We start from the raw sequence: 25,104 nt of genomic DNA on the forward strand, positions 1-25,104 counted from the left end.
ATGAACTGGATCACAAACTACGTCCGTCCGACGATCAACTCGCTGTTTTCAAGACGGGAAGTTCCCGAGAACCTTTGGACGAAGTGCGACAATTGCGGAACCATGCTGTTCCACCGCGAACTCGCTGAAAATCAGAACGTCTGCACCAACTGCGATCACCACATGCCGATTGGTGCTCGTGATCGCCTTGCGACATTGTTTGATGGCGGGGTGTTTGTTGAGGTTGCCGTGCCAGAACCGATTGCGGATCCGTTGCAGTTCAAAGATCAAAAGAAATACGGCGACCGGATCAAAGATGCCCGTAAGAAAACGGGCGAAAAAGACGCGATGTTGGTTGCTGAGGGCGAAATGGGTCGCACACCTGTCGTCGTCGCAGTTCAGGATTTTTCCTTCATGGGCGGATCGATGTCGATGTACGTCGGCAATGCGATCATCGCCGCTGCTGAACGCGCGATTGAGACCAAGCGCCCCTTGATCCTGTTTTCTGCCGCCGGTGGTGCGCGGATGCAGGAGGGTATCCTTGGTCTGATGCAGATGCCGCGCACAACGATTGCGGTCCAGATGCTGAAAGATGCGGGGCTCCCCTACATCGTTGTTTTGACCCACCCGACGACAGGTGGCGTAACAGCCTCCTATGCGATGCTTGGTGACGTGCAGATTGCTGAGCCAAATGCGTTGATCGGGTTTGCTGGAGCACGTGTCATCGAACAGACGATTGGCGAGAAACTCCCCGAAGGCTTCCAGCGCGCTGAGTATTTGTTGGATCACGGGATGTTGGACCGTGTGACCAAGCGGACCGATTTGAAAGACGAGTTGGTGACCATAGTGCGCATGCTGATGAAACAACCGCCTGCGATCAAAGGTGATCTACCTGCGCCTACCGCTGATGAGGCCGAAAAGACCGAGGCGACGGCAGAGTGACCCTACAATCTGATGTCATCCTTGAACGGATGATGACACTCCATCCGAAGGTCATGGATTTGACCTTGGGGCGGGTTTGGACATTGCTCGACCGTTTGGGAAACCCGCAGAACAAATTGCCGCCGGTGATCCATATCGCTGGGACCAACGGTAAAGGCTCCACCCAAGCGATGACGCGTGCGGGGCTGGAGGCCACTGGTGCAAAAGTCCACGCTTATACCTCACCCCACCTTGCGCGGTTCCATGAACGCATCCGTTTGGCCGGTGAGCTTATCAGCGAAGATCATCTGACGGAAATCCTAGATCGCTGTTATGAGGCCAACAACGGCAAACAGATCACCTATTTTGAGATCACAACCGTAGCCGCAATCTTGGCCTTTGCGGAAACGCCAGCGGATTACACCTTGCTGGAAGTTGGTCTTGGTGGCCGGCTGGACGCGACCAATGTAATAGACAAGCCCGCATTGACCGTGATCACACCTGTTGATTTGGATCACCAGCAGTTTTTGGGAGAGACACTGCCAGAGATTACAGGTGAAAAGGCTGGGATCATTAAGCAAGGCATCCCATGTGCCGTTGGGCCGCAGCAAGAGGCGGCAATGGACGTCATCGAACGCCAAGCAATGCGGCACTCGGCGCCTTTGATCGCATATGGCCAGCAGTGGCATGTGAGCGTCGAGAATGACCGCCTGATTTTTCAAGATGAAAGCGGCTTACTTGATCTACCGAAACCTGCTTTGCGCGGGCCGCATCAAATCCAGAATGCTGGACTGGCCATCGCTGGTTTGCGCGCCTTGGGTGTGGGCGAAGCAGGATGCGAAGCGGCGGTAACGAATGCCTATTGGCCCGCACGGATGCAAAAGATGACCTCCGGCGTGCTTGTCGAAAGGGCGAAACCGGCTGAGCTTTGGCTGGATGGCGGGCACAACCCGGCGGCGGGTCGCGCCTTGGCGGATACTTTGAAGGAGCAGCCCAAACGTCCGACACATCTGATTTGTGGCATGCTAAATACCAAAGACATCAGCGGCTATTTGCGCCCCTTGAGCGAGGTTGCGGCAAGTCTGACTGCTGTATCCATCCCCGGTGAGCAGAACACTATTCCTGCGGAAGAGACGGCTAAGTTTGCCGCAAAGGTCGGGTTAGAGGCGCTTGTGGCGGACGACGTGGAAAGTGCGATTGAACAGATCGTGGTCTTGGAACCGAATGCGCGCATTCTGATTTGCGGGTCACTATACCTTGCTGGACATGTTTTGCGGGTCAACGACCCGATCTAAGGGCCAGAAATTCCGCTGGCGATCCAAAAAAACGAATCACCCCCATTGACGGCGAATCAGGGATACAGCTAGATTCGCTCCAACCGGGTTGTTGTTACAACCTGACCGAGTCTGGCAGGGCGAGGGGGCAGGCAGAAGCCTGTCCTTTTGTCGTTTGGGCGACTAGTCCGCGCTCATCCAATCATCGGATTGCATTTCTCTGAGGCGGCTCGCTGTGCGTTCAAATTCAAACGTACCTTCGCCTTCGACGTAAAGCATCTCTGGCTTTGCCGCTGCGGAGCAGATCAGTTGAACCTTGGCTTCATAGAGCGCATCGATGAGAGTAACGAACCTCTTCGCTTCATTGAAGTTCTGGCGCGACAGTCTCGGAATGTCGTCTAGAAGCAGGACCCGCACCGCTTCCGACAGCGCGAGGTAGTCCCCTGCCCCAAGCGGCTTGCCACAGAGGTCGAAGAACTTCGCTCGTGCGATACCGTTATGAAAACGCGGGATGACCACCTCTCGTCCCTTTACGTGCAAAGTCAGTTCCTCTTCGCAACCACCGGAAAGCTCTGTCCAGACTTGGTTCATCTGAACGGAGGCGTCGGCATTCAACGGCGTGAAGTAGACATCCGACCCCGAAAGCCGCCCTTGCCTATGGTCGGTGTCACTGGCCAGTTCGTGCACGACCATGCGGTCTTGTAGGAGGTCGATAAAGGGCACAAATAGCTGACGGTTCAGGCCGTTCTTATAAAGGTCCGTCGGCGGTCTGTTGGACGTCGTGACAACAACAACTCCAGCCTCGAACATGTTTTCGAATAACCTGCCGACGATCATGGCATCGGTGATGTCGGTGATTTGCATTTCGTCAAACGCAAGAAACCGCAGTCGGTCAGAAAGTGTTTTCGCAACGGGTTTGATTGCGTCATCGACCCCAGTTTTGCGCACTTCGGTCATTTCCGAATGCACCCATTGCATGAAGGCGTGGAAATGCCAGCGTTCCTTGGCCGCATCCACCTGTTCATAGAGCAAGTCCATCAGCATGGATTTACCGCGCCCTACGCCGCCCCACATATATAGCCCCTTGATCGGCTCAGCTTTGCGTTTGAAGAAGCCCGTTTTCTGGACAGGCTGAGTTAGGGCAAAGCGCACGCGCTCCAATTCTGGCAGAACGGCCAGCTGAGCGGGATCGGATTTGATCCGGCCCTGAGCGACCTCTGCCTCATATGCGGATTGCATTGTCATATCAGTGGCATACGCCGCACAGGATCAATTGGGAATAACCGCGATCACAATTTTTGATGTCCGTTCAATTGACAATGCCGTGTTCCGCAGACCAACTGACGGCATGACACATGATAGCCGACTGATTTCTCCGGTTCTGATCGCCGGTTGCATTGTCATCATGACAGGTTTCGCAATCCGCGCGTCCTTTGGGGTTTTCCAAATCCCAATTGCTGAGGAGTTTGGTTGGGCTAGAGCCGAATTCAGCATGGCCATTGCGATCCAAAACCTCGCTTGGGGCATTGGACAGCCGATCTTCGGAGCCATTGCGGAGAAAATCGGAGATCGGAAGGCAATCGTCCTTGGCGCCTTATGCTATGCTGCAGGGCTGTTGTTGTCCGCAGGAGCCACAACGCCAACGGAGCATCAGATTTACGAGGTATTGGTCGGCTTTGGGATCGCTGGAACCGGTTTTGGCGTGATTTTGGCGGTTGTTGGTCGTGCTTCGTCTGACAAAAACAGGTCGATGTCGCTGGCCATCGCGACCGCTGCGGGCTCGGCGGGTCAGGTTATCGGTGCGCCAATTGCAGAGATCCTGTTGGGCTACATGACATGGCAGATGGTCTTTGTGACCTTCGCCGCTGCGATCTTGGCTGTACTCTTAGTCTTGCCAATGATGAAAAGCCCTGAGGCCGCGACGAAAGCAGAGCTTGAAGAAAGCATGGGCGAAATCCTCACCCGAGCCTTCAAAGACCCATCGTACACGTTGATCTTCCTTGGCTTCTTTTCCTGCGGCTACCAACTGGCCTTTATCACCGCACACTTCCCCGCATTTGTGACAGAGGTTTGCGGTCCAATCGCTGCGGGAGGCGTGTTGGCCGGTCTTGGCATCACGACCACAAGCGCCTTGGGTGCTGTCGCGATCTCGCTGATTGGTCTGGCAAATATTGCAGGTACATTGTTGGCTGGCTGGGCCGGAAATAGGTATTCCAAGAAGTACCTCTTGGCGGGAATTTATACCGGTCGGACCCTCGTCGCACTTGCCTTTATCTTAACACCAATGACCCCGACGACGGTCATCCTATTCTCCATCTTCATGGGTATGCTCTGGCTTGCCACCGTGCCACTGACATCCGGGTTGGTCGCCCATCTTTATGGCCTGCGCTACATGGGCACGCTTTATGGCATCGTCTTCTTCTCGCACCAGCTCGGGTCGTTTATGGGTGTTTGGCTGGGTGGGCGTCTCTACGACATCTACGGAAGCTATGACGCAGTTTGGTGGGTTGGAATTGCCGTTGGTGCATTTAGCGCCATCGTCCATTTGCCAATCAAAGAAAACCGGCAGCCTTTGGCAGCTTAGCCTTCATCGGCCAGCATAGTCTAGAAGGCATCAAAAACAAAGTCACCGTGGCTATAGGGCAGCGCATGATCGGCATTGGCGATCACCTTTTGGGTTGCCTTCGGGTTCCACTGGCGGAGCATCTCGACCGAGCGAATAGGAATCACAGGGTCGCTGTCGCCCCAAACGGCAAAGACCGGAAGGTCATGTACCGCCAGTGTTTTCATAGCCTCTTCCAAAGACTGCGAAAGCATACCGCGCCGGCTGGACAACACCGCCCTGATAAAGCCTTGACGACCCAGCTCGGCGAGTTGCGCCTCTTTTAGTTCCGGCACATCAGAAGGTGCATCATCCGCGATTAAATCCTTGGGTAGCCGCCGTGCTGCGAAGGCATCGTGCACCCAATCTCCGATCAAAGTGTTGCGGCGACAAAAGCTGTCGAAATCACTTTCAACGGTTTCAAAACCAGCTGAGGCAATCAGAAAGGTTCGGTCGACCCGATGGGTATTCGCAGCCGCATATGTTCCCGCAATTGATCCTCCCATAGAATAGCCCATGACCGAGATGCTGCCTTCCAGGTTGAGATGGTCGAGCAACTCATCAAGCTGGCGCATAAAGAAATCGGCGTCTTGCACACCTATAGGAGCATCCGAAAACCCTCGACCATAGAGGTCGTAGGTCAGGACACGATATCCCAATCGGCCAAAATCGTCGGCCAAGGCTGCCCACACCAAAGACGGCGTTAGGAGGCCGTGAATGGCGACAAGAACAGGCCCTCGCGCGGAGCCTTGCCAACGATAGTGGGTGACGCCTTGGGACAGTTTCGCAAAAGTACCTGGAGCTTTCTCCCGATAGTCTTCGTCGACGGGTCGCAACCTGTTTTCGAGCCAAATCGGGACGGCAAAGATGACCCCGAGAATGACAAGAAACAAGGCTAGGTAAGTCATTCAGGTTTTTGCCAAATCACGGGGAACCAATCTTCACGCAGTTTCTGGCCATCTTGCATCTGATGCCCCGGGTATGGGGGAGAGGTGCGCCCGGGCCGTTCGACATAGCGCGCATCATCGCCGACCCAGCGCAAGGACAACGCGCGTCTGCGTGTGTTGCTCGTATTTCCACGGGCTCCGTGAGCCGTTCGATAGTCGAAAAGAACCGCGTCACCCGGCTCCATCGCCCATTCCAGAACTTGGGTCTGCGATGGATCGGCATCAGGGTCAGGAACTGGCGTCCAGCCATAATCGCCTTCGTAGAAATCGCTATCGTCCGCCCAGCTGACAGGTCGCACGAGGTTTTCCCACTTGTGTGAACCGGCGATGAAACGAAGTGAGGCCTCTTTCACCGGATCGAGGGGGATCCAAATGCTGACCGTTTGGGAGCCTTCGACAAAGTAATATGGGGAATCTTGATGCCATGGCGTAGGCTTTGGTGTGCCCGGCTCCTTTACCAAAACATGATCGTGAAAGAATTGGGCCGTTTCACTTTGCATCGCAGTAGCGGCAAGCTCTGCCGCTGGGCTGTTTCTGACCACATTTTCGAAGGCAGGGATGCGAGTCCAGTTGCAGTAATCATCAAAGAAGCGACCTTCGCTAACATCGTTCTCTGACGCATATTGACCCGGCTCCGCCATATTATGCGCTACGCCTTCGGCCATTGTCTCGATCCAGTCTTTGAACACGCCGCGCACAACAATTGCACCGTCGCGTTCATAAGCCTCAATATCGGTCTTGCTGATCATATGTTCTTCCATACGTCCAAGATATAGCGGCTTGTCATCAGATCTAGGTGAGCGCCGCCACCGTTCTTAAATAGGGTGATCTCGTCATCTGATTGCCGTTCGAAGGCGTCCAAATTGTAGAAATCTGCGACGATGTCGTCTCGTGATAATTTTCCTTCTGCGATTGGGATTTTGAGTTCGCCGATGTGGTCGGCAGTCGTGTGCATATTGTCCACAAAGATCCGGGCGCGAGACAGGGCGGTATCGTCAACTTCCCGCATATCAGGGCGGTATGCGCCGATAAGGTCGACGTGCTGACCCGGCTGAAGCCATTCACCTTTGATAATCGGGTCGGTCGTCATGGTCGCCGATGCGATAATGTCGGCTGACCTAACAGCCGATTCCAAGTCAATCGCTATGGCGACGTCTGGGTTCGCTGCGTGAAACCTCTTTGCCCCTGCCTCAGATCGGTTCCAGATCGAGAATGTCGCGTCTGGAAAGAGTGACCCATAGGCATGTCTGAGTGCTTGCCCGACGTTTCCGGCCCCTACCAAGAGGATTTTCTGAGAGTCTCTGCGTGCCAGTTTTCTGGCACCGAGCAAACTATCGCCAGAGGTTTTCCACTTGGTGACAAGATGGAAGTCTAAGATTGCTTCAAGCCGACCGTCGTCCCCTGAGAAGAGGTTCACCGCCCCATCGATCATGCCCTTGCCCTGTGACGGGTTGCCGGGAAAGATGGTTGCGCATTTCACCGCCACACCCATGCCCTTAATCCAAGCCGATCGGTTGAGAAGCGTATTCTCATCTTGATAGAGGAATACGTCTGCGATCTCTGCCTTGGCGGCATCGTGACCTGATGCAAGCGCGTCGGTCAGGGCGATCCAATCGAGTAACGGATCGGCCTCTTCAAAACTGATCATTTCCACCATGGCGCAGGTCCTTTTGATTAGTTTCCCAAGACTATTTGAAAGAACGCGGGGCTTGGCAAGCACCTATCGCTCAGCCGCTTTCCGTTCTCGTGCGATGGCGTAAAGACCAGACCCTAGAATAAGTGCCACACCAACAAGCGCTACCGGGTTGGGAATTTCATCAAAGACAAAATACCCAATGAGAATTGAGATCGGGATCGCGACGTATTCAAACGAGGCCACAAATCCCGGCTCACCTATGCGGTAGGCTTGGCTGATCAAAAGACCTGCGATTGCAATCCCAAGGCCGAGCAGCACCATAAGGAACAAATCGAAGGGTTCGGGCCACGCCCATGCGCGAAAAAGAAATGCAAGGGAGGCATTGTCTTGATCGTTATATCTGCCGTCGCCCAGCGCCAATCCGATCAGAAGACAGACGACGATAAAGACGATCTGAATGTAGAAAGTCATCGTCACCGCGGATTCAGTGGTTCCAATCTTACGCGTCATTATGTGGATACTGGCGTAAGCGACAGCGGCGATGGCGGGTAGCAGCGAGGCCAGCTGGAACGTCTCCGCCCCTGGTCGCATGACGATCAGGACGCCTAAGAACCCGACTGCCACAGCGGCCCAGCGTCGTGGGCCGACTTGTTCGTTTAGAAAAATGACCGAAAACGCGGTAATGATAAGTGGTGAGATGAAGAAGATAGCGACAGCTTCAGCGAGAGGGATCACTGCCAACCCAAGGAAGAAGGTCATGTTGGCGGTGACAACAAACAAACCTCTCAGCAGATGCTGTTTGAGTTTCTTCGTTTTGACTATGCCAAGACCGCCGGAGAATGGCGCGATCAACACCATCACAAAGAAGAGGCCGAATAGGAACCGGGTCAAGATGATCTGATGCAGCGCATAGGCGTCGGAGAAATATTTGACGATGCTGTCGTTGTAGGAAAAAACAAACGTCGACCCCAGCGCGCAAAGGCTGCCCACAATGTTGGGCGATAGGGTCTGTCGCTGTGTCATAGCGTCTTGGCCTGCCTGAGTGCTTTTTCCAATCCATCGAGGAATCGCGAGCGGTCGGCCTTGCTGAACGGTCTTCCGCCGCCTTGTCGAAACGGATCGGCGGCACGCATGTCTGCCATCAGATCGCGGGTGGCCAGAACGTTGCCAATGTTGCGTTCAGTCAGCGCCTCGCCGTTGTGCTTGATCACCAATGCACCGGCTTCGATACATTTGGCGGCCAAGGGAATATCACCTGTAACGACAACATCCCCTTTGGTCGCGCGATCCGCGATCCACATATCGGCTATGTCGGGCCCGTCGGGCACAACAACCGTTTCCACAAAAGGGTTTTGCGACGGTCGGATGCCGCCGTTGGAGACGATGAAGATCTTGACCTTATGTCGTGTGCCGACGCGTTCGACCTCTGCTTTCACAGGGCACGCATCAGCATCAACGTAGATCATTCGTAAAGCGCCTGAGCGTGGAAGGCGACGTGATCTTCGATGAATGTCGAAACGAAGAAGTAGCTGTGATCATAGCCCGGTTGCAGCCTGATCTGAGCGTTCTGACGACGCTCCGCAATCGCGGCGGCGAGGTGTTCTGTGCCAAGCAGATCGCCGAACTGATCATCTGTGCCGGTATCGATCAGAATGGGGCCATCAAAACCGCGGTCTTTCATCAGCAGCGTAGAATCATGCGCAGCCCAGTTTGACGTATCTTCACCCAGATAGGCACCGAGTTGCTTCTTGCCCCAATCGGAATTTGTCGGATGGCAGATCGGTGCGAAGGCAGAGACGGATTGAAACTGTCCGGGACGGGTCATCGCAAGTGTCAGTGCGCCATGGCCACCCATAGAGTGGCCAGTAATCCCTTGCCGGTCCATATCGATGGAGAAATTCTTTGCCACGAGCGCAGGCAGTTCGTCTGCGATGTAGTCGTACATTTGAAAATGCGGTGCCCATGGGTCTTGGGTTGCGTTCACATAGAACCCTGCGCCTTTGCCAAGATCATAGGCGTCGTCATTGGCAACATCTTCACCGCGGGGCGATGTATCTGGGAAAATCAGGCCGATCCCCTGCTCTGCCGCCCAAACTTGCGCGCCTGCTTTAGTCATCGCATTTTCATGGGTGCAGGTGAGGCCCGACAGATACCAAAGCAATGGAACTTTGGTGAATTGCGCCTCTTGCGGCAAAAACAGCCCAAAGGTCATGTCGCAATTACAAGCATCTGACGGGTGTTTGTGTACGCCTTGCGTGCCGTCAAAACAGCGATTCTCTGAGATGGTTTCCATGGTTTATCCTTCCTTTTGAGAAAGGGCTATCGCAGAGCTAAAGGCTTGTCACCCACGCAATGACCAATGGAAGTGTTAGAATGCTAGCGACGGTCGAAAACAAGATCGCCGCGGAAACGCGCGCAGGGGCTACGTTGTAATTTTGTGCGATCATAAAGACGTTGCCAGCCACAGGAAGTGCGGCACAGGCGACCATAACGCCGGCAGCGTAGCTCGGGACGTCAAAAACGAGCAGGGCGAAAATGGCAACTGCGAGTGGGTGGAGGCCCAATTTGCAAATAGATAGCCAAATGGCAGTAGATACCCTCTCGGCCGACTTACCCGCCAATGACGCACCAATCGCAAAAAGTGCGCCCGGCGTCGCCGCACCGCCAAGAATCGTAAGAAATTCTTCGGCAGGTTTGGGAATAGTGATTGACAAGGAAGCGAAGAGCAGGCCGCTCCCAATTGAGAGTATGAGAGGATTTTTCACTAGGCCGAGGCCAACAGTACGAAGTGTCTTTAGGCCGACCTTCCCATCTTGTGAGCCCGTGATGAGGATCACAATCAAGCTGCTAAACACAATAAGGTCAATTGCAAGAACCACCATGATTAGGCCAACTGCAGCATCGCCCAATAGCAAGGCGAGCATTGGAATTCCAAGAAAGCCAACGTTACCGATAATGGCACATTGTGCTTCCACCGCGCCTTCGGCGACTGACTTACCTTGGATAACAGAAACTACCGTGGCGATGAGGTAAACGACAATGCATCCAGAAAGGTATGCAAACACAAAATCCCAATCCAGCACGTCAGCAATCGACAAACGTGCCGCAAAGAGGAAAAGCATCGCAGATAAGGCGAAATAGAAAACAAACAGCGTAAGGTAGGCAGTTGCCTCCGCTCCAAAAAAGCCGATGCGGCCGGCCGAATAGCCTAGCCCAATGACCCCGAAGAAAGGGAGCGTTTGTAGAAAGACTTCAATCAAATGTGCCTGCGACCCGACCGAGGAGCATAAACGCCCGCGCGCTGCGTGTTTCAGAGAGCGCGATTAGATCGGCATCTGTGGCGTCAGTTTCGAAAGTGATCAACATCTGATCGAACCGACGAAGGAAATGGTGAGCGGCATCACGGAATATCGTGTCCTCCCGCATCCGACCAGCGGTTAGAGCCAAAGATGACCGATCCCGCACACCGCCCAAACTGGCCATCGCACGTCCGCGTTCGCCTTTAGCGAACCGGCGCCAGATTTCCGGTCTCGCACGGTCAGGGCGCAAATCGTCCATGTATATGCCATCTTGAGATAAAAGCGTTAGGATGTCCTGCGCTGCCTGCACCAATTGGCGGGCGCTGCGGTCTTGAAGCGCGCGACGTAAAGCTGTGAACCCTTCGGTGTCCTGATCGGTGTCTGGAAAGTTCAACGCCCTTATCAGATCAGGCCGCGCCAAAACCGGTGTCATGTCTTCGGTAGATGTCCCCAAAGCCAAGGTTGGTTGATCTTCGCTGTCTGTGCTGCGGACGGAGGTTATCGCAAGGCGTTGCGGTTGGGCTTCTCTTGTCGATGCAAAGGTCGCGAGCGTGGTTTCAGTCTTTTTGGCGGTTTGAGCGATCTCATTAAGCTTACGCTCAACTGTCGGAGCGGACCCGCCGTTTTGTGCGTTCCGATCAGCGATGTAGGTTTCGCGCATTCCGTCGATGGAGCGCTGTAGGCGATTTGATTCTTCTCGCATGATCCGCGCAGATCGTGACGCCGCTGCCGCGACCCAAATCATTGCGACCGGCAGGAAAATAGCCATCAGAATAAGGACAACACGTAAACTATCGAACGGCGCGGATGGATCGCTTTGCGGCGGGAGGATCAAAAAGAACAACCCGACTGCTGCCATCCAGATAACTGACAGCGTGATTGCAATGATTTCTGTCGAACTGATCCCAGTGTCGTTCTCAACGCGCCGTTTGCGATCCAACACCATGAAACACCTGCAACTTACTTATAGGTTATCGACAAAATTTCGTAAGACCGTGTCCCACCCGGTGTACGAACGTCAACACTGTCGCCTTCGTCTTTGCCAATCAATGCCCGCGCTAACGGTGACTTGATGTTGAGACGACCCGCATCAATGTCGGCCTCGTATTCACCGACGATTTGGTAGGTCTTTTCTTCATCCGTGTCTTCGTCAGCCAATTCGACCGTTGCACCGAATTTGATACTTCCGGAGAGTTTAGATGGATTGATGACGTCAGCCAGCGAAATCGCGCCTTCAAGCTCTTTCACGCGTCCCTCGATGAAGGACTGCTTTTCTTTCGCTGAGTGATATTCTGCGTTTTCCGAAAGATCGCCATGCTCGCGTGCCTCAGCAATGGCTTTGATGATCGCCGGACGCTCGACAGTTTTCAGGTGCTTGAGCTCTTCATCCAGCTTGTCAAAGCCAGCTTGGGTCAGTGGGATCTTTTCCATCTTGAGCACCTTTCTAAACGGACAAATCAATAGATCGAGCGTACTTACCTTACTTTGCAGGCGCATTGTCAAGGTCAAGAGCGTAATGCTGTCGCAGTGCGCCGTTTTAACGTCGTGTCGCGATTGCCGCCTTGCAGCATGTGATGTAGTGCTGTGCGCAACATAATTGCCGGGCGGAATGCCCAGACGAAATAGAGGAAACTAGCATGTCCGAGATTGAACGCGAAGAAATGGACTGTGATGTCGTGATCGTTGGTGCAGGTCCAGCCGGCCTGTCTGCTGCGATCCGTCTTAAGCAACTTGACGCCGACTTGAATGTCGTCGTTCTCGAAAAAGGCTCCGAAGTGGGTGCGCACATTCTGTCAGGTGCGGTTTTGGACCCTGCTGGGTTGACGCGGTTGATTCCAGATTGGAAAGAAAAAGGTGCGCCACTTAACGTGCCTGTCAAGGAAGACAACTTCTATATGCTGGGTGAGGCAGGTTCGCTTCGTTTGCCAAACTTCCTATTGCCGCCACTGATGAACAACCACGGAAATTACATCGTTTCCATGGGCAACGTGTGCCGCTGGATGGCTGAGCAAGCCGAAGAAATGGGCGTCGAAATCTTCCCCGGCATGGCCTGTTCTGAATTGGTGTTTGGCGACAATGGCGAAGTCAAAGGCGTGGTTGCTGGCGAATTTGGAAAGAACCCAGATGGCACTCCGGGCCCATCCTATGAACCGGGCATGATCCTGAACGGCAAATATGTGATGCTGTCGGAGGGTGTGCGCGGTTCGCTCTCCAAAGAAGTGATCGCGAAATACAATCTTGACGCAAAATGCGATGTACCAAAGTTCGGCATCGGCATGAAAGAGATTTGGGAAGTCGATCCGGAAAAGCACAATGAAGGCGAAGTTACACACACTTTGGGCTGGCCGATTGGGTTCAAGAATGGCGGTGGATCGTTCATCTATCATCTCGACAACAACCAAGTGTACGTCGGCTACATCGTCGATCTGAACTACAAGAACCCGCACATCTTCCCTTACATGGAATTCCAGCGGTTGAAGCATCATCCAAAGATTGCCGAGCTTCTGAAGGGCGGTAAGCGCGTTGCCTATGGCGCGCGTGCTGTGACCAAAGGCGGGTTCCAGTCGATTCCTGAAGTTGCTTTCCCGGGTGGTGTGTTGTTGGGCTGTTCCGCTGGCCTCGTGAACTTGCCGCGTATCAAGGGCAACCACAATGCGATGCATTCGGGTATTGAGGCGGCGGAAGCAGCTCACGCTGCGATCCAAGAGGGTCGCGAAGGCGATACGTTGACGGCCTATGATGAAGCGCTGAAAACCGGCCCTGTTGGGAAAGACCTGAAAATCGTGCGCAACGTTGCCCCGCTTAACGCCAAATACGGCCCTATCGGTGGTATGGCGCTTGGTGGCTTCGACATGTGGTTCCAGACGATCTTTAAAGGGTCGCTGTTTGGCACGCTTAAGCACGGCAAAACCGATGCTCAAAGCACCGAACCAGCGAGCAAGCACAAGCCAATCGACTATCCAAAACCGGATGGCACACTGTCATTCGATCGCCTGACAAATGTGTCCTTCAGCTTTACCAACCACGAGGAAAGCCAGCCTGCGCACCTCAAACTGACGGATGACAAAATCCCGGTAGACGTAAACCTTGCCAAATATGCTGGGCCATCAGCGCGATATTGCCCTGCAGGCGTCTACGAATTTATTGAGGAAGAGGGCAAAGACACGCGGTTCCAGATTAACTTCCAGAACTGTGTGCATTGCAAAACTTGTGACATCAAAGATCCAAGCCAAAATATCACTTGGACTGTCCCACAGGGCGGCGACGGGCCAAACTACCCGAATATGTGATCGGTTTGTGCCGGGTGTCGTCGCGACATCCCGCCACGACCCCGTATCTTTGGTTGCCAGAATCCTTTCGCACTCCTAACGTGGTTGCCTAAGCCACACGACGAAGGGACAGCTTGACTTGGTAATCAGGTTTTTGAGAGCAGCAGCGCTGATTTCAGCGACAACATTTTCTGCGCCAGTCAGCGCAGAAATCGACCCTGGCTCCTACTTGGCGGCGCGCCATGCAGCGATGTCGAATGATTTCTTGGGGTCCGCGCGTTACTATACGAAAAGCCTTCTATCAGATCCCTTCAATCCCGAACTCCTCGAAAACGCACTGACGGCCTATTTGGGCCTCGGTCAGCTTGACCGTGCAGAAGCGCTTTCAGTCCGTCTGCTTGATAGAGGCGAAAAAAGCCAGATCGCTACGATTGTGAGGCAGTCTGGTGCCGCTGGCACCGAAAATTGGGATAGTATCTTTTTCAACCTCGAAGCGGGCCAAACCATCAGCCCGTTGGTTGATATGTTGATCCAAGCTTGGGCGGAATTGGGTCGCGGCGACGTTACCGCTGCTATGGCAACATTTGACGGCGCTATTGAGAACCCTCAGACGAGGACCTTCGCTCTTTACCACAAGGCACTTGCGCTGGCCGCCGTTGGCGATTTCGAGGCTGCGGAAGAATTGTTTCGAACTGGGGACAACGGGCAAGCCTTTAGCGCACGGTCGGCGATTGCCCATGCCCAAGTATTGAGCCAACTCGAACGCAATGAAGACGCCCTTATCATGTTGGGGCAGGTCTTTGGACAAACACGAAATCCGGGTGTTTTGGACCTGCGCGCGAAGTTGGAAAATGGCGAAACCGTTCCTTACAGCGTTGTCCAGACGGCGCAACAAGGGGTCGGTGAGGTCATGTTCATGGTATCGGAGTTGCTGTCAGGGGATACCCCAGATGGCTATACTTTGATGTATACGCGCGCGGCAGAACACTTGGACCCCGGCAATACTGCTGCCATTCTTTCCAGCGGTCGGTTGTTGGACAATCTCGAACAGTATGACCTTGCGAGTGAGACTTACTCTCGCATTCCACAGGATGATCCAAGCTTTGTTGCCGCAGAGCTTGGGCGCGTCGACGTTTTGAGGCGTGCAGAGAGGCACGACGCCGCTGCAGAAGTTGCGTCGAACTTGGTACGGCTTCACCCAGACATTCCGGCGGTTCACGCGAAACTCGGTGACTCGTTCCGGCGACTAGAAAGGTATGAAGAGGCCGCCGACGCTTACTCCGATGCTTTGGACCTGTTTAGTGACGCGGACACAGCACGCTGGCTGGTCTACTACACGCGTGCAATCACCAATCACGAACTTGATCGCTGGCCGGAAGCCGAAGCAGATTTTCGCGCGGCCCTGGATATCAACCCAGATCAGCCTCAGGTCCTGAACTACCTTGGCTATTCCCTTGTTGAGCGTAAAGAAAAGCTTGATGAGGCGATGGGTATGATCGAAACCGCAGTCGCGGCGCAACCAAACAACGGGGCAATCGTTGACAGCTTGGGATGGGTCTTGTTCCAGCTCGGCCGGTACGAAGAAGCAGTAAGCTACATGGAACGCGCTGCATCACTGGAGGCAGTTGACCCGATCATCACCGATCACCTTGGCGACGTATACTGGTCCGTTGGCCGCAAGATAGAAGCGGTCTTCCAATGGAATCGTGCCCTATCATTTGAGCCTGACGAAGAGCTTGCGGATCGTATTCGCCGGAAACTAGACGTCGGCCTTGATGCTGTTTTGGAAGCCGAAGGCGGCGAACCCATCAAGGTTGCTGATGACGATTCTTAAAGGTCTCGCACCCGCGAAGATCAATTTGACGCTGCATGTGACGGGACAAAGAGAGGACGGGTATCACCTCCTCGACAGTTTGGTCGTTTTCGCCGATGTCGGAGATGAGATTGAGGTTGCTTCTGCGCCTAACCTTGATTTGACGATTTCGGGGCCTTTTACAGAAGGTGTTCCCACAGATTCCTCAAATATCGTTTTGAAGGCAGCCAATGCCCTCAGATATGCGCATGGCGTTGAGGATGGCGCAATCATCCGCCTAACCAAAAACCTTCCAAATGGCGCTGGTATTGGTGGTGGTTCATCGGATGCCGCCACCGTTCTATCGATGCTTGCGCAACTTTGGGACGTCCCCGAACTTGCCCCAACATCGCCAGCCGCAGTTGCTCTTGGCGCTGACGTTCCCGTTTGTATGCATGCCCCTACCCCCGTGCGCATGTCAGGTATCGGCGAATTTATCAGCGCTTTCCCACCTTTGCCAGAATGCGCGTTGGTTTTGGTGAACCCAATGGTTCTCGTGCCGACCGGCGGAATTTTCGACGCACTTTCGTCAAAGGATAACGAGCCGATGAGCTCGGTCCCTGACGGAACCAATGTCGACGAACTTGCAAGCTGGCTGAAGCATCAACGCAATGATTTGCTGCCACCAGCCCGACAGATGGCACCAGAGATCGACGCAGCCTTGAACGCTTTAGAAAACAATCCCCTAGTCCTAACCGCAGGTATGTCAGGATCGGGCGCTACCTGCTTTGGCTTGGTGCGTGACATCGGAGCAGCGCGCCAAGTGGCGAGAGCTATACAAGTCAGTCACATGAGTTGGTGGGTGGTGCCGACGCAGATACTTAAGTGATCCGCGCGACAACATAGTCCGCTAGGTCGCTGAGCATATCCTTGATCTCGTGATCAGGCAGCGATGTTAGTGCGTCTTTCGCTTTTGCGGCCCAAGACAGTGCAGTTTCCCGCGTTGTATCCAAGGCGCCGTGACGCTTCAGAATAGCAATCGCGGTTTCCAAATCGCCATCTTCTTGGCGACCTTTGGCGATTGTCCGTTCCCAAAACGCGCGTTCTTCGGCGTCTGCTTGAGTGACAGCGCGAATGATCGGCATAGTCAGCTTTCGTTCGCGGAAGTCATCGCCGATATTCTTCCCGATGGCATCGGTTCCGCCAAAATCCAAAAGGTCATCAACAATTTGGAAGGCAATTCCGAGCGCGTCACCATAGTCAAAAAGCGCCTGAACTTTGTCTTCTGGCATCCCAGCAATAACGCCACCGACTTCTGTGGCGGCTGAAAACAGCGCTGCGGTCTTGCCACGGACAACCTTCAAATAGGTCTCTTCCGTGGTTTTCAGATCGCTTGCGGCTGTCAGCTGCAACACTTCACCTTCAGCGATCGTCGCAGCCGCATTCGCAAGAATGTCGAGAACGCGGATTGAGCCGGTTTCCACCATCAGCTGGAAGGACCGCGCGAAAAGGTAGTCACCTACCAAAACGCTAGAATTATTATCCCACAACAGGTTCGCCGTCGGGCGCCCGCGCCGCTGAGAACTCTCATCAACCACATCGTCATGGAGCAGCGTCGCGGTGTGAATGAACTCAACCGTTGCCGCCAGATGCACATGATAAGGGCCCTCGTAACCGCACATCCGCGCCGCCGCTAAGGTGAGCATTGGGCGCACGCGCTTGCCGCCTGCTTCGACCAAATGCGCTGTCACTTCAGGAATGCGCGGGGCATTTTCTGAAGCCATCCGTTCGCGGATCATCGCATTTACCGCCGCCATGTCTTCGGACAAGGCGTCTGCCAGCCTTTCATGCGGTTTTGTCGCTGCGTGGTCGAGGCTCATGCACAGTTCCGTCAGATCAATGGACAAAGACCGGTCTAGGTCTTACGTCGGAGTTATGAAAGAGCTTTTACGCACCAATGACCCTACTGTCATCGCTTTTGCGACGGCCCTTTTGGACGGCGAGGGTATAGCTTGCTTTGCCTTCGACGTAAACATGAGCGTGCTAGAAGGCAGCATCGGAATTATGCCGCGCCGGTTGATGGTCGCGGACCGCGATTTGTTTATGGCCGAAGCCATTATGCGAGATGCCGAGATCGACCTTGGCCGCGTTTGAGACAATCACCAAGGACGATTTTCTGGGGCGAAAAGTAAAGGTTCTCCAACCGAAGACTGGCTACCGCGCCGGGGTGGATGCGGTTCTGCTGGCGGCCTCTGTTGAAGCCAAATCTGGTCAAAGAGTTTTGGAACTGGGTCTGGGTGTGGGAACGGCAAGCCTTTGTTTGGACGCTCGGGTGAGTGGGCTTTCACTTACCGGTGTTGAGCTTCAGAAAAATTATGCCGAACTTGCCCGCGAAAATGCGGACACTAACAAAGCAGACCTCACAGTCATTCAAGCCGATCTAACGGAGCTACCATCTGAACTGAGGCAGGTTCAATTCGCTCACGTCATAATGAACCCACCTTACTTTGATCGTGCGGAAGGTGCGTCTTCCGATGATCCAGGTCGGGATATTGCCGTGGGCGGGGCAACGGATCTCGCTGAGTGGATTTCTGTCGGGGCGAAACGCCTGTTGCCCAAAGGGTACCTAACCTTGATCCAACGGATCGAGAGGCTTCCGGAAGTTCTAGGGGCGACCAACGTCAAGCTTGGATCTATTATCGTCCGCCCGATTGCCCCCCGCACCGGGCGTTCGCCAAACCTTTTTCTGATGCAAGCTCGTCATTCCGGACGGGCCCCTTTTCGAATGCTTCCACCCCTCGTCATGCACGAAGGGGACGCGCATGAAGGCGATTTTGAGAGTTACAGATCCGACGTGAAGGCGATTTTGCGCGATGGCGCGCATTTGGGCTGGGACGCTTAACCCATTCGCAAGAAATTGCCGATTAACTCGGTTTCAAAGCCATCGCTGCTCTGCGGCGTGACATAGGACGCAACTTGTGGTGGACTGTAAACATAACCGAACATTGGAGGACGACTATGAGCTTAAGTTCACACCTGCAGGAACTGAAGAAAAAGCACGCACACCTATCAACATCGGTTGAAACGCTTCAACGCAGTCCAGCAAGTGACGATCTTGAAATCGCACGTCTGAAAAAAGAAAAACTCATGCTGAAAGAGGAAATCTCGCGGCTCAGCGCGACCTAGTCAGGCAACACGTCGCGCGATCTGACAAGGACTCGGCCTTCTTCGAATTTGGTAGACGCCGATATTTCTTTTTTCACCCAAGCTTCAAAGGCTTGCACCTGAGGGCGCGTTTCTGAGCCCTCGGGACAAATGAACCTAAACTGCGCATCAGCGACAAGGCCGGTTTTGAAAGGTGCGACCAAGCGCCCGGTTTCGAGTGCTCTGGTCGCTAGAGATACACGCCCCAAGACCACACCCGCCCCCGACATCGCAGCATCGAGCGCATGGTCGGCTTGTGAAAATCGAGGGCCGTGACTGGTATCGAGGTCTATTTGAGCGGCCCGACACCAAGCAGACCAATCGCATGGCGTCTTAAAGAAACCAATCGAATCGTCGTGAACGAATGTCGCACCGGTGAGGTCTAACCCAAATTTTTCAGCCATCTCAGGCGTCATCATCGGCGTCATCCACTCCTTGATGAGAGGATTGGAATAAACCTTTTTGTCATGCCCAAGGCCGAAACGGATCGCGACATCGACCTCATCATGGTCAAAATCGATGATCCGCAAGCTAGCAGAAAAACGAAGTTCGATCTCTGGATGCGCTTGGGCGAAATCAAACATCCGTGGAGCCAACCATTTCGCAGTGAATGCCGGCCCCGCTGTGACGGTCAAGACACCGTTGTCAGATAATCGCGCAGCGTTTCTCCATGCGGACAGAAGAATGGAGAACCCATCCGTAGCACCGGGCGCCAGTGCTCGGCCTGCTTCGGTTAAAGTCACGGCTCTGTTCAAACGATGGAAAAGTGGCTGACCCAGCTCTGTCTCCAAAGATTTAATCTGAAACGAAAGTGCAGCTGGGGTCACAAAAAGCTCCTCCGCAGCCTTGGCGAACGACATGTGGCGTGCTGCAGCTTCGAAGGCGCGCAGCGCAGTAAGAGAAGGTAAGCGTTCCATGCTAAGTTAAATATAACTTAACTGAAGCATTGAAAAGTCTCGTTTGTCACAGAGCGCAGCAAAACCCATATTCAGATCAAAGATGAAACACTGAATAGGAGCTTCCCATGTTGGAATTCGCTACATCCTGCCAGACCCGCCAAGCCATTGAGAACGCTCACAAAGAGCGTGGGAAAATCCTAGGCGAAGTTTGGCGCTGGGTGACAGGACGATAAAACTCTTCGCTACGGTGCCAGTTTTGGGGACCGAACGTAGAAAGGGCCGCGTCTGATCAACGCGGCCCTTACATTTTGGAAAGTAGATTTTCTTATGCGAGATACTGGCCGCCGTTTACGGACATGGTGGAACCAGTCACAAAACCTGCTTCGTCAGAGGCCAAGAAGACAACAGCGCGCGCGATCTCGGATGCTTCGCCCAAACGGCCAACAGGGATCTGAGGCAAGATAACTTCGTTCATCACTTTCTCTGGGATCGTGCTCATCATCTCTGTGTTGATGTAGCCCGGTGCGATGACGTTCACTGTGATGCCAGCACGTGCACCTTCTTGAGCCAATGCCTTGGTGAAGCCGATGTCGCCTGCTTTTGCAGCCGCATAGTTGGCTTGAGCGAACTGACCTTTTTGACCATTGATCGAGCTGATGTTGATCACGCGACCGAACTTACGCTCACGCATGCCTGGCCAAAGTGGGTGTGTCATGTTGAAGACGCCGGACAGGTTTGTGTCCATCACTTCTTTCCACTGCTGAGGTGTCATTTTGTGGAAAGGCGCATCGCGAGTGATGCCCGCGTTGTTAACGAGGATTTCGACTGGGCCGAGATCAGCTTCGACCTGAGCGATGCCTTCAGCACATGCTTCGTAGTTACCAACATCCCATTTGTAGGTTTTGATGCCAGTTTCAGCGGTAAAGGCCGCGGCTTTTTCATCGTTGCCTGCGTAAGTCGCTGCGACGGTGTAGCCTGCCTCTTTCAAAGCTGTCGAAATCGCCGCGCCGATACCGCGCGAGCCGCCGGTGACAAGTGCAACACGGGACATTGGGTTCTCCTTTAGGAAAATTGAGTTTGAAATCTTATTAGGATCAGAATCTTCATCACGCAACATTATTGCGTGATGAATTCGTTATGACATTGCGTCTTTTTGGATTTGTTGAACCTAGCGCTCAACGCACAGGGCAACACCCATGCCGCCGCCGATGCAAAGTGTCGCGAGACCTTTCTTAGCATCACGGCGCTTCATCTCGAACAAGAGCGTGTTGAGCACGCGGCAGCCGGAAGCGCCGATAGGGTGACCAATCGCAATAGCGCCGCCGTTGACGTTCACGATCGCAGGATCCCAACCCATGTCTTTGTTCACGGCACAAGCCTGAGCGGCGAAAGCTTCGTTGGCTTCGACCAGGTCGAGGTCACCTACTGACCAGCCTGCTTTTTCCAGCGCTTTACGGCTCGCCATGACAGGGCCAACACCCATGATGGCTGGATCGAGGCCTGCTGTTGCGTAGGATGCGATACGGGCCAATGGCTCGATCCCGCGCTTTTCTGCTTCATCCGCAGACATCAGCAAAGTCGCAGCTGCACCGTCGTTCAGGCCAGAGGCGTTCGCGGCTGTGACGGAACCCTCTTTCGTGAAGGCTGGGCGCATTTTCGCCATGGCTTCTAAGTTTGCGCCGTGGCGGATGTATTCATCTTTATCGACGACGATGTCGCCTTTGCGGGTCTTGACTGTGAAGGCTGTGATTTCGTCATCGAACTTGCCAGCGTTCTGAGCAGCTTCAGCCTTGTTCTGGGATGCAACAGCGAATTCGTCCTGCATGTCGCGTGTGATCTGCCACTGGTCAGCGACATTCTCGGCCGTCTGACCCATATGGTAGCCGTTGAACGCATCCCACAGACCATCGCGGATCATTGTGTCGATGTATTTCAAATCACCCATTTTATGGCCCGCGCGAAGGTGCGCGGCATGTGGGGACAAAGTCATATTCTCTTGACCGCCAGCTGCCACAATATCTGCATCACCCAGTTGGATATGCTGTGCGCCCAGCGCTACGGCACGCAGGCCGGAACCACACACTTGGTTGATGCCCCAAGCGGCGCTTTCAATTGGAAGGCCCGCGTTTACGTGTGCTTGACGGGCTGGGTTCTGACCTTGAGCGGCTGTCAGTACTTGACCGAGAATGGTCTCGCTAACTTCACCTTTCTCGATACCGGCGCGTTCGACGACGGCCTCAAGAACTGCAGCGCCCAGATCGTGCGCAGGTGTGTTTGCAAATGATCCGCCAAAGCTGCCGACAGCGGTACGGGCAGCAGAAGCGATTACGACGTTGGTCATGTGATGTCCTCCACGAAGTCTCGAAAACGATGGATCGGTCGTCATAACCGACCCAAAGCTAAAATTCGCTATCTGTGTAGGAGGTCGATACCGTTAGGGCAACTGAGATTCTGCGCATGCAAAGCGGCTATGCCGCAACGGCAAAACTCATTTTGCGCCGCCTAGAAACTTGGTTTCGGCACGCCAAAGTGGAATCCCTGCATGCAGTCAATTCCTGTGGCTTGCAAAAATCGAGCATCTTCAGCGGCTTCAACCCCATCTGCGACGGCAAACATCTCGAATTGATGGGCAACGGTGATCAGAGCCTCGACCAGAACCTGATTGTTGGGGTCTTGGTGAACATCTTTTACGAAGCTCTTATCGATTTTTGCAAAATCGAAGAAAAAATCACGCAAATGTCTGAATGACGTTTGTCCGCCCCCGAATCCGTCCAGCGCAAAGCTCAAACCTTTCGGGTGCATTTCTTCCATGAAACGAATGACAACTTCATGCAATTGCATGGCAGAAGTTTCGCTGATTTCAAAGATCAGATGATCCCGTAAACTAATTCCGCTCGCCAATCCAAGTTCCAACTGTCGCCGCCAATCCCAATCGGCCAGCGACCGCGCCGAGACATTCACAGACAATCGAACCCTTGGTTGGTGCTTCAACATCTTCATCGCAAGCTCCAACGACGCGGCGTCTATTTGCCGTCCGAGATCAGTTTCCTCGATGATTGGCATGAAGTGAGCCGCGGGTATCACACGACCGCATTCGTCAGAGACACGGATCAAGGTCTCATGAAAGGCGATCCGTTTGGGAGTACCCGCTATAACGGCGGGCTGATACGCCAATTGAGCGCGACCAGCGGCCAAAGCGCTACGCACCAGCTCAAGAATATCCGCATCGCGACTGGCGAAGGCAAAGCTAAGCGGGTCTGATCCTGTCGGTTCAGTGGATTGGGGCGAAAGATCCATGGACAGAACTTGCGACATCAATACTAATGAGCGTTTAAGACCTCTCACCTTTCGGGGGAAAACGATGACAAATCGATGTATTTGGGCGGGAACGGACCCGATTTATGTGGACTACCACGATACCGAATGGGGCGTGCCCGAATACGATAGCCGTGCGCTTTGGGAAAAGTTGATTTTGGACGGCTTTCAAGCCGGGTTGAGTTGGATCACCATTCTCAAGAAACGCGATTATTTTCGGGAAGCGTTCGCGGGGTTCGATCCAAACATCGTCGCGACGTGGGGCGAAGTGGAGGTTGAGGCTTTACTCCAGAATGAGGGGATCATTCGCCATCGCGGGAAGATCGAAGCGACGATTGGAAACGCACAAGCATGGCAAAGGATAGAATCTGATCAGGGTTTCGATAAATTTCTTTGGAACTATGTCGATGGCAAACCGCTGCAACCTAATCGAAAAACCAAAGCCGATGTTCACGCGCAGACGGAGTTGTCAGTCCAAATTTCAAAAGATCTCAAGAAAGCCGGTTTCAAGTTCTGCGGGCCGACGATTGTCTATGCGTTTATGCAAGCGACCGGGATGGTGAACGACCATGTGGTCGACTGCCATTGCCACGCAAAGCTATCCGCGTGACCACCTGCTGAGCGCATCTTCATCCTCATCCTTCGCAGCGACCCAATCCGCGCCTTCGGACGTCGTTTCCTTTTTCCAGAACGGTGCGCGGGATTTCAGGTAGTCCATCAGAAAGTCAGCCGCTGCGAAAGCATCTGCACGGTGCGCTGATGCAGTTAGGACCATCATGATCGGATCGTCTGCGCTCAGCTTTCCATAGCGATGGATCACTTGAACGCCTGTCAATGCCCAGCGCTCGCGCGCCTCGTCACAAATGGCTTGGATCGCTTTCGCCGTCATCGCCGGATAGTGTTCGATCTCCATATGATCGAGACCCGCCGCAACATCCCTGACGATCCCGGTGAAGCTGACGACGGCACCGGCGCCTTCTTGCTGCGCAGAAAATTTGTTAAGAACCTGACCGGCGTCAAAAGGTTCTTCCTGAACATGAACGCTCACATCACCCTCCGGTCATCGGAGGGAAAAAAGCAACTTCGCGCACGCCGTCTAGTTGAGCGTCAAAATCAGAGAGTTCTTGATCCAATGCCACGCGCAAGGCGGATGTGTCGGCAAAGGCAGCGGCGTATCGTTCTTCTTTGCTCGAAAGCTCGGCAACCAAGTCGGCCACGGTTTGTGCACTTGTCTCGATAGTTTCCTTCGGCAGCCCAATCCGTTCGCGCACCCATGCGAAATAAACGACGTCCATCACTCATTCTCCCGCAGGTATGGTTTTGCTTTCTGGAAATAGTCCCATCCAGTTATGAGTGTCAGGATTGCCGCAATCCAGAGCAATGTGATCCCACCGTACCAGCAGATATCCCAACCGAACTCTTTCCAGCGCAAGCCCACTTCATCCGCAACTTCGCCAGCGAGAATTGCGTCGATGAGTTCCTGATCCATGCCTATGGTTTGCTCGATCAAGAAATGTTCGAACGCGCCTTTGGCAAAAAGAACCGCAATAGCGACCATCTGAGTGAATGTTTTCCATTTTGCAAGATTGGTCACTTTCAGCGTTCCGGCTGTGTCGCCCAAGAACTCACGCAAACCAGAAACAAAGACTTCTCTGAAAATGATCGCAGTTGCGGGCAATAGCAGCCACGGGTTCATGCCAGAGAAACCGGTAATTACAAGCAATGCGATGACGACCATCGCTTTGTCGGCGATGGGATCCAGCATCGCACCAAGGCGGCTTTCCTGCTTCCACGCCCGCGCAAGGTAGCCGTCTAGAAAGTCGGTAATCGCGGCCCCAACAAACAGGACCAAGGCAAACCAATCCGCCCAAGGACGTGTGAAATACAAGAACATGACCGCCACGCCGGGCGCTGCGAGCAATCGAAGGATTGTCAAAATGTTTGGCAAATTAAGCTTCATAATTCTT

The 25,104-nt window shown here is 53.9% G+C and carries 28 protein-coding genes; 10 read left to right on the plus strand and 18 right to left on the minus strand.

What is annotated here, in order from left to right; genetic code table 11:
* Positions 1 to 921: an acetyl-CoA carboxylase, carboxyltransferase subunit beta gene (accD, locus tag BUA85_RS09585; protein WP_072900715.1), complete on the plus strand. Its 921-nt coding sequence runs from the start codon at positions 1 to 3 to the stop codon at positions 919 to 921.
* A gap of 29 nt (positions 922 to 950) precedes the next feature.
* Positions 951 to 2,195 (plus strand): bifunctional folylpolyglutamate synthase/dihydrofolate synthase, encoded by a 1,245-nt coding sequence (locus tag BUA85_RS09590; protein ID WP_207548144.1) that lies wholly within the window; start codon positions 951 to 953, stop codon positions 2,193 to 2,195.
* A gap of 162 nt (positions 2,196 to 2,357) precedes the next feature.
* Here the strand turns inward: BUA85_RS09590 and zapE are convergent, their stop codons facing one another.
* Positions 2,358 to 3,419 carry a cell division protein ZapE gene (gene zapE / locus BUA85_RS09595; protein ID WP_072900717.1) on the minus strand — a complete coding sequence of 354 codons (1,062 nt, stop codon included), beginning with the start codon at positions 3,417 to 3,419 and terminating at the stop codon, positions 2,358 to 2,360.
* 103 nt (positions 3,420 to 3,522) lie between these two features.
* Here zapE and BUA85_RS09600 point away from each other — a divergent pair, with 103 nt between their 5' ends.
* Positions 3,523 to 4,758: an MFS transporter gene (locus BUA85_RS09600; protein WP_072900897.1), complete on the plus strand. Its 1,236-nt coding sequence runs from the start codon at positions 3,523 to 3,525 to the stop codon at positions 4,756 to 4,758.
* 20 nt (positions 4,759 to 4,778) lie between these two features.
* Here the strand turns inward: BUA85_RS09600 and BUA85_RS09605 are convergent, their stop codons facing one another.
* From BUA85_RS09605 to greA, 9 genes are all read right to left on the minus strand, one after another.
* A complete protein-coding gene (locus BUA85_RS09605) occupies positions 4,779 to 5,684 on the minus strand; it encodes an alpha/beta fold hydrolase (RefSeq protein ID WP_072900718.1) in 906 nt (301 codons plus the stop codon).
* A complete protein-coding gene (locus tag BUA85_RS09610) occupies positions 5,681 to 6,484 on the minus strand; it encodes a phytanoyl-CoA dioxygenase family protein (RefSeq protein WP_207548140.1) in 804 nt (267 codons plus the stop codon). The genes BUA85_RS09605 and BUA85_RS09610 overlap by 4 nt, the downstream gene beginning before the upstream one ends.
* Positions 6,469 to 7,380: an ornithine cyclodeaminase family protein gene (locus tag BUA85_RS09615; RefSeq protein ID WP_072900719.1), complete on the minus strand. Its 912-nt coding sequence runs from the start codon at positions 7,378 to 7,380 to the stop codon at positions 6,469 to 6,471. The genes BUA85_RS09610 and BUA85_RS09615 overlap by 16 nt, the downstream gene beginning before the upstream one ends.
* Positions 7,381 to 7,443: 63 nt before the next feature.
* On the minus strand, positions 7,444 to 8,382 hold the full coding sequence (locus BUA85_RS09620) for a DMT family transporter (RefSeq protein WP_072900720.1): 939 nt from the start codon (positions 8,380 to 8,382) through the stop codon (positions 7,444 to 7,446).
* Positions 8,379 to 8,825, minus strand: a complete 447-nt coding sequence (locus tag BUA85_RS09625; RefSeq protein ID WP_072900721.1) for a YaiI/YqxD family protein — start codon at positions 8,823 to 8,825, stop codon at positions 8,379 to 8,381. The genes BUA85_RS09620 and BUA85_RS09625 overlap by 4 nt, the downstream gene beginning before the upstream one ends.
* A complete protein-coding gene (gene fghA, locus BUA85_RS09630; protein ID WP_072900722.1) occupies positions 8,822 to 9,652 on the minus strand; it encodes an S-formylglutathione hydrolase in 831 nt (276 codons plus the stop codon). Before fghA ends, BUA85_RS09625 begins: the two co-directional genes overlap by 4 nt.
* A 37-nt stretch (positions 9,653 to 9,689) precedes the next feature.
* The gene (locus tag BUA85_RS09635; RefSeq protein WP_072900723.1) at positions 9,690 to 10,619 is read right to left on the minus strand and encodes an AEC family transporter; all 930 of its coding nucleotides are present in this window, start codon (positions 10,617 to 10,619) and stop codon (positions 9,690 to 9,692) included.
* Positions 10,612 to 11,601 carry a hypothetical protein gene (locus BUA85_RS09640; RefSeq protein ID WP_242649037.1) on the minus strand — a complete coding sequence of 330 codons (990 nt, stop codon included), beginning with the start codon at positions 11,599 to 11,601 and terminating at the stop codon, positions 10,612 to 10,614. The genes BUA85_RS09635 and BUA85_RS09640 overlap by 8 nt, the downstream gene beginning before the upstream one ends.
* 17 nt (positions 11,602 to 11,618) lie before the next feature.
* Positions 11,619 to 12,089, minus strand: a complete 471-nt coding sequence (gene greA, locus BUA85_RS09645; protein ID WP_072900725.1) for a transcription elongation factor GreA — start codon at positions 12,087 to 12,089, stop codon at positions 11,619 to 11,621.
* 206 nt (positions 12,090 to 12,295) lie between these two features.
* On the opposite strand from greA, the gene BUA85_RS09650 reads away from it, so the two are divergent.
* The 3 genes from BUA85_RS09650 (at position 12,296) to BUA85_RS09660 (ending at position 16,608) form a co-directional block, all read left to right on the plus strand.
* Positions 12,296 to 13,948, plus strand: coding sequence for an electron transfer flavoprotein-ubiquinone oxidoreductase (locus BUA85_RS09650; RefSeq protein ID WP_072900726.1), 1,653 nt, complete (start codon positions 12,296 to 12,298; stop codon positions 13,946 to 13,948).
* Between the two features lie 118 nt (positions 13,949 to 14,066).
* On the plus strand, positions 14,067 to 15,761 hold the full coding sequence (locus BUA85_RS09655; RefSeq protein ID WP_242649038.1) for a tetratricopeptide repeat protein: 1,695 nt from the start codon (positions 14,067 to 14,069) through the stop codon (positions 15,759 to 15,761).
* Positions 15,748 to 16,608, plus strand: a complete 861-nt coding sequence (locus BUA85_RS09660) for a 4-(cytidine 5'-diphospho)-2-C-methyl-D-erythritol kinase (RefSeq protein ID WP_072900728.1) — start codon at positions 15,748 to 15,750, stop codon at positions 16,606 to 16,608. The genes BUA85_RS09655 and BUA85_RS09660 overlap by 14 nt, the downstream gene beginning before the upstream one ends.
* On the opposite strand, the gene BUA85_RS09665 is transcribed toward BUA85_RS09660, so the two are convergent.
* The gene (locus tag BUA85_RS09665) at positions 16,601 to 17,599 is read right to left on the minus strand and encodes a polyprenyl synthetase family protein (RefSeq protein ID WP_072900729.1); all 999 of its coding nucleotides are present in this window, start codon (positions 17,597 to 17,599) and stop codon (positions 16,601 to 16,603) included. The two genes, BUA85_RS09660 and BUA85_RS09665, sit on opposite strands and share 8 nt — an antisense overlap.
* Positions 17,600 to 17,654: 55 nt before the next feature.
* Here BUA85_RS09665 and BUA85_RS09670 point away from each other — a divergent pair, with 55 nt between their 5' ends.
* The 3 genes from BUA85_RS09670 to BUA85_RS09680 all read left to right on the plus strand — a co-directional run bounded on the left by BUA85_RS09670 (position 17,655) and on the right by BUA85_RS09680 (position 18,905).
* A complete protein-coding gene (locus tag BUA85_RS09670) occupies positions 17,655 to 17,873 on the plus strand; it encodes a putative signal transducing protein (protein ID WP_072900730.1) in 219 nt (72 codons plus the stop codon).
* A complete protein-coding gene (locus tag BUA85_RS09675) occupies positions 17,845 to 18,621 on the plus strand; it encodes a tRNA1(Val) (adenine(37)-N6)-methyltransferase (RefSeq protein ID WP_072900731.1) in 777 nt (258 codons plus the stop codon). The genes BUA85_RS09670 and BUA85_RS09675 overlap by 29 nt, the downstream gene beginning before the upstream one ends.
* Positions 18,622 to 18,737: 116 nt before the next feature.
* Positions 18,738 to 18,905: a YdcH family protein gene (locus tag BUA85_RS09680; protein WP_072900732.1), complete on the plus strand. Its 168-nt coding sequence runs from the start codon at positions 18,738 to 18,740 to the stop codon at positions 18,903 to 18,905.
* Here the strand turns inward: BUA85_RS09680 and BUA85_RS09685 are convergent.
* The 4 genes from BUA85_RS09685 to BUA85_RS09700 form a co-directional block, all read right to left on the minus strand.
* Positions 18,902 to 19,840 (minus strand): transcriptional regulator GcvA, encoded by a 939-nt coding sequence (locus tag BUA85_RS09685; RefSeq protein ID WP_072900733.1) that lies wholly within the window; start codon positions 19,838 to 19,840, stop codon positions 18,902 to 18,904. The two genes, BUA85_RS09680 and BUA85_RS09685, sit on opposite strands and share 4 nt — an antisense overlap.
* A 307-nt stretch (positions 19,841 to 20,147) precedes the next feature.
* Positions 20,148 to 20,873 (minus strand): acetoacetyl-CoA reductase, encoded by a 726-nt coding sequence (gene phbB, locus BUA85_RS09690; protein WP_072900899.1) that lies wholly within the window; start codon positions 20,871 to 20,873, stop codon positions 20,148 to 20,150.
* A gap of 117 nt (positions 20,874 to 20,990) precedes the next feature.
* The gene (locus BUA85_RS09695; protein ID WP_072900734.1) at positions 20,991 to 22,163 is read right to left on the minus strand and encodes an acetyl-CoA C-acetyltransferase; all 1,173 of its coding nucleotides are present in this window, start codon (positions 22,161 to 22,163) and stop codon (positions 20,991 to 20,993) included.
* 161 nt (positions 22,164 to 22,324) lie between these two features.
* Positions 22,325 to 23,119, minus strand: coding sequence for an EAL domain-containing protein (locus BUA85_RS09700; RefSeq protein WP_072900735.1), 795 nt, complete (start codon positions 23,117 to 23,119; stop codon positions 22,325 to 22,327).
* Between the two features lie 64 nt (positions 23,120 to 23,183).
* Here BUA85_RS09700 and BUA85_RS09705 point away from each other — a divergent pair, with 64 nt between their 5' ends.
* Positions 23,184 to 23,747: a DNA-3-methyladenine glycosylase I gene (locus BUA85_RS09705; RefSeq protein WP_072900736.1), complete on the plus strand. Its 564-nt coding sequence runs from the start codon at positions 23,184 to 23,186 to the stop codon at positions 23,745 to 23,747.
* On the opposite strand, the gene BUA85_RS09710 is transcribed toward BUA85_RS09705, so the two are convergent.
* The 3 genes from BUA85_RS09710 to pgsA are packed head-to-tail and all read right to left on the minus strand — an operon-like array spanning position 23,736 to position 25,097.
* Positions 23,736 to 24,185 (minus strand): molybdenum cofactor biosynthesis protein MoaE, encoded by a 450-nt coding sequence (locus BUA85_RS09710; RefSeq protein WP_072900737.1) that lies wholly within the window; start codon positions 24,183 to 24,185, stop codon positions 23,736 to 23,738. The two genes, BUA85_RS09705 and BUA85_RS09710, sit on opposite strands and share 12 nt — an antisense overlap.
* 1 nt (position 24,186) lies before the next feature.
* A complete protein-coding gene (gene moaD / locus BUA85_RS09715; protein ID WP_072900738.1) occupies positions 24,187 to 24,432 on the minus strand; it encodes a molybdopterin converting factor subunit 1 in 246 nt (81 codons plus the stop codon).
* Positions 24,432 to 25,097, minus strand: coding sequence for a CDP-diacylglycerol--glycerol-3-phosphate 3-phosphatidyltransferase (gene pgsA / locus BUA85_RS09720; RefSeq protein ID WP_072900739.1), 666 nt, complete (start codon positions 25,095 to 25,097; stop codon positions 24,432 to 24,434). The genes moaD and pgsA overlap by 1 nt, the downstream gene beginning before the upstream one ends.
* Positions 25,098 to 25,104 lie beyond the last annotated feature (7 nt).

The sequence above is a fragment of the Cognatiyoonia sediminum genome (assembly GCF_900129845.1).
Taxonomy (GTDB): Bacteria; Pseudomonadota; Alphaproteobacteria; order Rhodobacterales; family Rhodobacteraceae; genus Cognatiyoonia; species Cognatiyoonia sediminum.

What these genes read in the sequence shown, in the direction of transcription:
- accD (WP_072900715.1), top strand. Translation starts at nt 1, where the DNA reads ATGAACTGGATCACAAACTACGTCCGTCCGACGATCAACTCGCTGTTT.
- BUA85_RS09590 (WP_207548144.1), top strand. Translation starts at nt 951, where the DNA reads ATGATGACACTCCATCCGAAGGTCATGGATTTGACCTTGGGGCGGGTT.
- zapE (WP_072900717.1), bottom strand. Translation starts at nt 3,419, where the DNA reads ATGACAATGCAATCCGCATATGAGGCAGAGGTCGCTCAGGGCCGGATC.
- BUA85_RS09600 (WP_072900897.1), top strand. Translation starts at nt 3,523, where the DNA reads ATGACACATGATAGCCGACTGATTTCTCCGGTTCTGATCGCCGGTTGC.
- BUA85_RS09605 (WP_072900718.1), bottom strand. Translation starts at nt 5,684, where the DNA reads ATGACTTACCTAGCCTTGTTTCTTGTCATTCTCGGGGTCATCTTTGCC.
- BUA85_RS09610 (WP_207548140.1), bottom strand. Translation starts at nt 6,484, where the DNA reads ATGGAAGAACATATGATCAGCAAGACCGATATTGAGGCTTATGAACGC.
- BUA85_RS09615 (WP_072900719.1), bottom strand. Translation starts at nt 7,380, where the DNA reads ATGGTGGAAATGATCAGTTTTGAAGAGGCCGATCCGTTACTCGATTGG.
- BUA85_RS09620 (WP_072900720.1), bottom strand. Translation starts at nt 8,382, where the DNA reads ATGACACAGCGACAGACCCTATCGCCCAACATTGTGGGCAGCCTTTGC.
- BUA85_RS09625 (WP_072900721.1), bottom strand. Translation starts at nt 8,825, where the DNA reads ATGATCTACGTTGATGCTGATGCGTGCCCTGTGAAAGCAGAGGTCGAA.
- fghA (WP_072900722.1), bottom strand. Translation starts at nt 9,652, where the DNA reads ATGGAAACCATCTCAGAGAATCGCTGTTTTGACGGCACGCAAGGCGTA.
- greA (WP_072900725.1), bottom strand. Translation starts at nt 12,089, where the DNA reads ATGGAAAAGATCCCACTGACCCAAGCTGGCTTTGACAAGCTGGATGAA.
- BUA85_RS09650 (WP_072900726.1), top strand. Translation starts at nt 12,296, where the DNA reads ATGTCCGAGATTGAACGCGAAGAAATGGACTGTGATGTCGTGATCGTT.
- BUA85_RS09660 (WP_072900728.1), top strand. Translation starts at nt 15,748, where the DNA reads ATGACGATTCTTAAAGGTCTCGCACCCGCGAAGATCAATTTGACGCTG.
- BUA85_RS09665 (WP_072900729.1), bottom strand. Translation starts at nt 17,599, where the DNA reads ATGAGCCTCGACCACGCAGCGACAAAACCGCATGAAAGGCTGGCAGAC.
- BUA85_RS09670 (WP_072900730.1), top strand. Translation starts at nt 17,655, where the DNA reads ATGAAAGAGCTTTTACGCACCAATGACCCTACTGTCATCGCTTTTGCG.
- BUA85_RS09675 (WP_072900731.1), top strand. Translation starts at nt 17,845, where the DNA reads ATGCCGAGATCGACCTTGGCCGCGTTTGAGACAATCACCAAGGACGAT.
- BUA85_RS09680 (WP_072900732.1), top strand. Translation starts at nt 18,738, where the DNA reads ATGAGCTTAAGTTCACACCTGCAGGAACTGAAGAAAAAGCACGCACAC.
- BUA85_RS09685 (WP_072900733.1), bottom strand. Translation starts at nt 19,840, where the DNA reads ATGGAACGCTTACCTTCTCTTACTGCGCTGCGCGCCTTCGAAGCTGCA.
- phbB (WP_072900899.1), bottom strand. Translation starts at nt 20,873, where the DNA reads ATGTCCCGTGTTGCACTTGTCACCGGCGGCTCGCGCGGTATCGGCGCG.
- BUA85_RS09695 (WP_072900734.1), bottom strand. Translation starts at nt 22,163, where the DNA reads ATGACCAACGTCGTAATCGCTTCTGCTGCCCGTACCGCTGTCGGCAGC.
- BUA85_RS09700 (WP_072900735.1), bottom strand. Translation starts at nt 23,119, where the DNA reads ATGGATCTTTCGCCCCAATCCACTGAACCGACAGGATCAGACCCGCTT.
- BUA85_RS09705 (WP_072900736.1), top strand. Translation starts at nt 23,184, where the DNA reads ATGACAAATCGATGTATTTGGGCGGGAACGGACCCGATTTATGTGGAC.
- moaD (WP_072900738.1), bottom strand. Translation starts at nt 24,432, where the DNA reads ATGGACGTCGTTTATTTCGCATGGGTGCGCGAACGGATTGGGCTGCCG.
- pgsA (WP_072900739.1), bottom strand. Translation starts at nt 25,097, where the DNA reads ATGAAGCTTAATTTGCCAAACATTTTGACAATCCTTCGATTGCTCGCA.